General features: G+C 50.3%; 5 protein-coding genes. 2 read left to right on the forward strand and 3 right to left on the reverse strand.

The genetic code is table 11. The features are described from left to right. The coding region (locus JU82_RS07485; protein ID WP_037948857.1) for a GGDEF domain-containing protein at positions 1–1715 on the forward strand (1715 nt) is incomplete at its 5' end. 186 nt (positions 1716–1901) lie between these two features. Here the strand turns inward: JU82_RS07485 and JU82_RS07490 are convergent. The 3 genes from JU82_RS07490 to thiC form a co-directional block, all read right to left on the reverse strand. Next, the gene (locus JU82_RS07490; protein WP_037948867.1) at positions 1902–3698 is read right to left on the reverse strand and encodes a GGDEF domain-containing protein; all 1797 of its coding nucleotides are present in this window, start codon (positions 3696–3698) and stop codon (positions 1902–1904) included. A 121-nt stretch (positions 3699–3819) separates the two neighbouring features. Beyond that, positions 3820–4989 (reverse strand): Mrp/NBP35 family ATP-binding protein, encoded by a 1170-nt coding sequence (locus JU82_RS07495; protein ID WP_037948869.1) that lies wholly within the window; start codon positions 4987–4989, stop codon positions 3820–3822. A 26-nt stretch (positions 4990–5015) separates the two neighbouring features. Continuing rightward, positions 5016–6389, reverse strand: coding sequence for a phosphomethylpyrimidine synthase ThiC (thiC, locus tag JU82_RS07500; RefSeq protein ID WP_037948871.1), 1374 nt, complete (start codon positions 6387–6389; stop codon positions 5016–5018). A 215-nt stretch (positions 6390–6604) separates the two neighbouring features. Here thiC and JU82_RS07505 point away from each other — a divergent pair. After that, a partial coding sequence (locus JU82_RS07505; protein WP_037948874.1) for a 2-C-methyl-D-erythritol 2,4-cyclodiphosphate synthase occupies positions 6605–7486 on the forward strand: 882 nt, incomplete at its 3' end.

Below are 7486 nucleotides of genomic sequence, written 5' to 3' on the forward strand. Positions count from 1 at the left end.
CGAAAATGACGGCCGAAATCGTTCGAGACGGTCTAACCGCACACATGGTAAACGGCATGATGGACAAGCGCGACTTCTTCCTTGCCAACATCGCAAACATCAAAGACGTTCAGGCGCTGTGGATCGTTCGTGCCGATAAAGTCGTCAAACAATACGGGGAAGGACTCCAGAACGAACGTCCCCGGGATGCCATCGACAACAAAGTCCTCAAAGAAGGGATACTGGTTCGTGAAATTCGCGAAGATAGCAAAAACGCCGTCCTGCGCGTTACTATCCCCTACATTGCTACCGCATACGGCAACCCGAACTGTCTGAGCTGTCACAATGTCCAAGAGGGCGACGTTCTGGGTGCCATCAGCATGGAGTTCAATATCAATGAAATCCGTCAGACCGGTGCCATGACGATCGCCAAAATTTTTGCCATCAACGTCGTCTTTATCCTTATCGCACTGTGGGTCACCAACCATTATTTCAAACCGTATATGCAACTGTTCGAAAACCTACAACAGGGGATCAAGCGCGCACGGACGGGCGATTTTTCGTTCCGCTTTAAAACGACGCTCAAAGACGCGGGAAGCGAAGTCGCCGAACAAATGAACACCCTCTTTGAAAAAATCGAGGAGACGTTCGAAGGGATCAAACATAACCTCAACACGTTCGTTGCCCGATCCAGTATCGCGTGTTCTGATCCGCTCAATACGACCGGCACGATCATCCAGGAACTCTCCGATGTCTATAAATTCAAAAAAACGATCGAGCTGGACAAAGACAAAGATGCTATTTATGAGCGTTTTGTGTATGTCTTGAAAGAGAAATTCCATTTCGACCATTTTGCCCTGTACGAAGTAGACAAAATGTCGAAAGAACGAAAATTGGTACACATTACCGATTCCAAGAGTTTCTGTCTCCCCGTGTCCGACATCAATGCATTGGAATGCCGTGCATACCGTACCGCCAGCGACGTCTACTCGACCGAGTTCCCCAACATCTGCAACAACTGCTCCGACGGGAAAGAATACTCGTGCATTCCGTTCAATGTCAACGACGATTTGGCACTGATACTTTCCTATTCGGCCAAAGACGCGGAAGCGATCGAACTCATGAACCTCTCCATCCCCAGCATCAAAAACTATTTTGAAGCGGCCAAAGCGGTTATTGAAAGCCGTACCCTGATGGACAAACTCAGAGATTCTTCGCTTCGCGACGGAGCAACCGGACTGTACAATCGCCGCTTTTTGGAAGAGTTCATCGACAAAAGTGCCGAGCAGGCCATCCGCGCGAATATTTCCTATTCTATCTTGATGATCGATGTCGATTATTTTAAAATGATCAACGATACCTACGGACACGACGCCGGGGACAGCGTCATCAAAACAGTAGCCGAAATCATGCAGGAAAATATCCGCAAATCAGACCTCGCGATACGTTACGGCGGAGAAGAGTTCCTCGTGCTGCTCCACAATGCGACAGAAGAAGGGACACTGGGAATCGCCGATAAGATACGTACCCGTTTCAACGACCAAAAATTCTTTTTCGGCAACGATACCGTCCAAAAAACGCTCAGCATCGGTATATCGTACTTTCCGACGCACGCCGACTCGATCTGGAAAGCGATCAAGTTCGCCGATTTGGCGCTCTACGAAGCCAAACATACCGGACGAAACCGAATCGTCACCTTTGAAGAGCATATGTTCAGCGGTGGGGACAAATACTAATCGTCACTCCTTTAACCGCCGGTTCCCAAGGGAACTGAACGGTACCTCTCCTATACCACTCCCGCTTATCACTGCGTAATACATACCATTGCATTCCGGTCCACACAACATCATGATGTGGTGTTGTGACCTAGAGAGAGACTGCACGCGTCTCTCTACGTTACGAATACAATGCAGGGATTAGAATTAGATCGGCATCGCTTTGGAATCATACGCTACAGAGCAGTTGCCGCCTCTGTGTTTCGCTTCCAAGAGTGCGCGTTTGGCCAATTCGATCGCTTCGGTCATGTCGTCCGTTTGGGTCGGGAAAAAGGCCATTCCGATACTGACACTTTTCAAAATCGCATAGGTATTTACCCGAATTTTCTTTTTAAAAGAGGCGCGGATCGCTTCGGCAACATGCTCTGCATCCTCACGCTCATAGTCGTACAATACGACCGCAAACGTATCTACGCCGTAACGGATGACAATGTCGCCGGGGCGGGTGAACTCTTGGATATTGCGTCCCATCCCCTTTATCACTTCATTGCCGATCTGAACGTCGTAGGCTTGGTTGATTCCGCCGAATCCGTCCATATCGACGATCAACACGCCATACGGTATTGCCGTACGTTTGGATTGGGCCACGATCAATCCGGCGAATTCTTCGAGGAATTTACGGTTATACAGCCCCGTCATAGGATCGATCCGAACGGACTGCTCCAATTTCTTATTCACGATCTGCAAACGCGAAGCGTTGATGTAATTGCCCAGCTGTTCGAGGACCGAACGGATTTTCGGCATTTCTTTTACATCCTGCGCAACAAGCGAAATCACGATATCGAGATCCTCGACGATGGGATAGCTTCGGCAGGCATACTGAACGGACGGATCGATCATTTTAGGACAGGCCGCTTCGCATTGCGTCGAATCGATAACCCCGGAGAGTCTGTCGGCACGGCATCCGCTATTGACTGCATCACACAATAAAGCTTTTTCGGCATGAATCAGACGGGTCGATTTGGTGATAGGATTCATTTCAAAGATATTGAAATCGTTTAATCCCCATCGGGTCCGTATCAGCGCCACGATTCGCTCGTAGACTTCCTGCAGATTGTGATCTTTTTCAATCGAAGCGCGGAACCGTTCGATTTCATACAGTTGGTTGACCCCGACTTGAAGCGTATAGACCGGATCGCTTTTGGCTTGGTCGATTCGGATCAACGCATTTATTTTCTCACTGCTCTCGCTCAGTGCGGAATCAAGTTTTTCCATCACCGCGTTCGTCCACATGATTGCGGCGTATCCCTCTTTGCTCTCGGAAGGTTCGATGCGATAACCGTAATCGCCCCCTTCGGCTTTTTCCATCGCGGTTGCCAGTTCAGTCAACGGCTCTCGGTACGAAGCGATAAAGCGGCGCACGCTGTGAAGCAAAAAGAAGGTGATTAACCCCAGAAGCGCCAATGCCCCGATCGCCGAGAGGATGCCCGCTCCTTTGATGTCGTTGATCTCCATCTCGATCGACACCGCACCCAGTACGTCTCCGGCTTTGGCTTCATGGCAGCTCATACAATCGATTTTTCCCGTTTCCGCAGCGACATAAGGGATACTCAGACGGTATATCGTATCGGAAAACAATGCGCCCGTTACATCCTGGTAGTTTTTCCCTTCACGCAAAACCATCCGGTCAATCTCATCTTTGGCTTCCTGCGGATGGATTCCTTTGCCGTATTGACGACTCACCGCTTCGCTTCGAACGACCCACGCCGAACGAATCCCCTCTATCGTCCCGATCTGTTCAAGCAGATCGTTTTGATAATCAGCACTCCCGGCTTTCATATGCGACGTCAACGATTCCTGGACGATCGCCGCTGCCATCTGTGCGCGTGAGTCTGCCCCCTGAAATCCGACATAGCGAAACAACAACATCAATGCACCGCCGACGAGAATCATCATTCCCGTAATACTCAATGCCAATGTCCAAAATGTTTTAGTGTTTCTCATCATTCCCCGTTAACGTAATCAGGACGCGTCTAAAAATAGTGTTGATTATACTAAAAAAAAAGCTTAAGTGGAAGGAAAGGTTGAAAGAAGCGTCTCTTTCAACCCGCAAAGTAGAAAAAAGTTAATGACAGCCGCAGCCTGTACCGCAACTTCCGCCTGAAGAAGCTTCGTTCTTCGGTGCAGCGGCAGTCGAACACGCTGAAACTCCCGGAGGTGTATTAGGCTGAATCGCCTGGTTGTCGACGCCGCCCTCTTCGTTGATTTTCTCGATCGTTGCCCACAAATCTTCCGCCGCTTTCATATAGCGTTTCGCCGTTTCAGACGTCGGCGCATAGTACGTTACCGGTTTGCCTTCGTCGCCTCCGGTACGGATTGAGGGTTCGATCGGGATTTCGGCGAGAATGCACGTCTCGAACTGATCCGCCATCGCTTTGGATGTCCCTTTGCCGAAAATGTCGTACTCAACACCCGTGTCCGGAGCAATAAAGCCGCTCATGTTTTCCACCACACCCGCGATGGGGATATGCAGTTTTTTGAACATATCAAGGCTGCGGCGTGAATCATCCAGGGATACCATTTGAGGCGTCGTAACGGTCACCCCTACCGTTACCGGAACGCTTTGTGCCAATGTCAGCTGAGCATCCCCCGTGCCCGGAGGCATGTCGATGACGAGACAATCCAGATCCGACCACATAATGTCGCGCAGGAACTGCTCGATCGCTTTCATGATCATGGCTCCGCGCCAGATGAGCGATTGGCCTTCTTCCATCAAGGAACCCATCGACATCATCTCGATTCCGTATGCTTTGATCGGAAGGACCTTGTTCCCGACAACTTCAGGCTTGACCCCTTCTACTCCAAGCATTCTAGGAATGTTCGGACCGTAAATGTCCGCATCCAGAAGACCTACTTTTTTGCCTTGCATGGCTAACGCGACGGCAAGGTTAACGGCTGTCGTCGATTTACCGACGCCCCCTTTACCCGAACTGACCATAATGAAGTTTTTCACCTGAGGAGCGATGTTTTTGCCCTTAGACGAACTTTCACGCGGCATTTTAGGTGCCGTGATGTTGACAACGACGTTGGATGCCCCCGCACGTTTGAGTTCGTCGGTCGCTTCAATCGTGATTTGGTGAGCTACTTCGGGGGCGCTTGAGGTAATGTCGACCGTCACTGCGACATTGCTTCCCTCAATTTTGATCTCTTTGACGAATCCGAACGTTACGATGTCTTTCGTAAATCCGGGATACGTCACTTTGGATAATGCTGATTTGACAATTTCTTCCGTCATTGATAATTCTCCTTAGTTTGCTTTAATTAACTTGCATTTGCTTTGACTTCCGCCGCAATCTTGGCGATGGCGTCGGCATTTTCCATAATATTCTGCGTGATCTTGTACGAGCAGAATTTCGGTCCGCACATGGAGCAGAATTCCGCTTCCTTGAATACATCCTGAGGAAGCGTTTCATCGTGATACTCCCGAGCCCGTTCGGGATCGAGGGCGAGTTCGAACTGGCGGTTCCAGTCAAACGCATAGCGCGCATCGCTCATTGCATCGTCGATGTCCCGCGCCCCTTTTCGGCCGCGGGCGATGTCAGCGGCATGCGCCGCGATTTTATAGGCGATAATCCCTTCACGGACATCTTCGGCGTTCGGTAAGCCGAGATGTTCTTTCGGGGTAACGTAACAGAGCATCGATGCCCCATGCCATCCGCCGACTGCCGCACCGATCGCCGAACTGATGTGATCGTACCCCGCCGCGATATCGGTAACGAGCGGTCCGAGAATATAAAACGGTGCTTCATGGCAGTATTCGCGCTGAATCTTCATGTTTCGCTCGATCTGGTTGAGGGGAACATGCCCCGGCCCCTCGATCATCACCTGAACATTTTTCTCCCATGCGCGCAGCGTCAGTTCGCCGAGTACTTTGAGTTCGCCCAGCTGCGCTTCATCACTTGCATCGGCCAGACATCCCGGACGGAGCGAATCGCCCAACGAAAGCGATACATCGTAACGGGCGCAGATGTCGAGAATCTCATCGTACGCTGTGTAAAACGGGTTCTCACGGTGATAATGCATCATCCATGCCGCCATCAGCGATCCGCCGCGGCTGACGATCCCCATTTTCCGCTTGGCCACTTTAGGCATCGTCTCGAGCAAAAAGCCCGCATGGATTGTAAAGTAGCTGACCCCTTGCTGTGCCTGGCGTTCAAGGACTTCCAGCATTTTTTCGATAGTCAAATCTTCGATTTTGTTGTTCACGTCGTGCAGAATCTGATAGATGGGAACCGTTCCGATAGGGATTTTCGAATTGGCGATAACCGCTTTACGGATTTCGTCCAGATCACCGCCGGTCGAGAGGTCCATCGCGGTATCGGCTTTGTAATGCTGGGATACCTGAATCTTTTCGATTTCACCTTGCACATCGCTGGCAATGGCTGAGGAGCCGATGTTGGCATTAATCTTGCAGCGTGCGGCGATCCCGATCGCCATCGGTTCAAGATTGCCGTGATTGACATTGGCCGGAATGATCATGCGCCCGCGGGCTACTTCAGAGCGGACCAGCTCGGGGTCTAAATTTTCTATTTTGGCAACGTACGCCATCTCTTCGGTAATAATGCCTTGCTTGGCATAATACATCTGAGTACGGACGGTATCGTTTTGTCGGGCAGCGACCCATGCGGTTCTCATTATGTGCTCCTTAGTTTCTCAAAGCTGTTTCGGACTTATAAATAAGAGCCCCTAAAAGGGGCGTATCAGTTTGAATGTATATTAAAAGTTTCAAGATCGTTTAGGAAAAGAATTTCTTTTCGCATCCGTGATTCTTCTAGAATTTAACACAAACAAGATAAAAAAAAGCTTTTTAAGTGTATAATTTCGTAACAGTTTTTCAAATAGGATACAATTTGTCTGATTTGACCTTGATTTTACTTGCCGCTGGTAATTCAAGCCGTTTTAAAACGCCCGTTAAAAAACAGTGGCTCAGAATCGGTCATGATCCCCTGTGGCTTTATGTTACCAACCGTATCAAAGAAAATCTACCCTCCGTCAATATCGTCATAGCGGCGCATGCGGATGAAATCCCCTTTATGCGTCCGATGTGCGATTACACGATCGTGCAAGGCGGCGCGACGCGACAGCAATCCCTCAAAAACGCTCTTACCCAGGTCAATACATCTTACGTTATGGTTACCGATATCGCCCGTTCCTGCGTCGATCCCGATCTGATTGATCGCCTGATCGCCTCCAAGGACGCAGCCGATACGATCGTACCCGTCCTTGATGTTCACGACACGGTCGTGTATGAAGGTGCGACGATTGAGAGAGAGAACGTCAAACGGGTTCAAACCCCTCAGCTTTCGCGTACCGATGTTCTCCGCCGGGCGCTGGAAACCGATATCGAATACACCGATGAGAGCAGTGCCGTTGTTGCGGCCGGCGGAAGCCGCTGTTTTGTCCCCGGCGATACGCGGGCAGCCAAAATCACCCATACCTCCGATCTTGGTGCCCTTGAGTGCCTCATCCCCCCATCTGCGGCCGTATTCACCGGAAACGGCTTCGACGTCCACGGTTTCGAAGCGGATAAACCGATGGTACTCGGAGGCGTGTCAATCGATTCGCCCGTCGGATTCAAAGCCCACAGCGACGGTGACGTTGCCATTCATGCCCTGATCGATGCCCTGTTGGGCGCTGCTTGTTTGGGAGACATCGGAATGCTTTTTCCCGATACCGACAATGCCTATAAAAACATCGACTCCAAAGAGCTTTTGAAAGAGTGCGTTTCGAAA

Source organism: Sulfuricurvum sp. MLSB (genome assembly GCF_000747095.1).
Lineage (GTDB): Bacteria > Campylobacterota > Campylobacteria > Campylobacterales > Sulfurimonadaceae > Sulfuricurvum.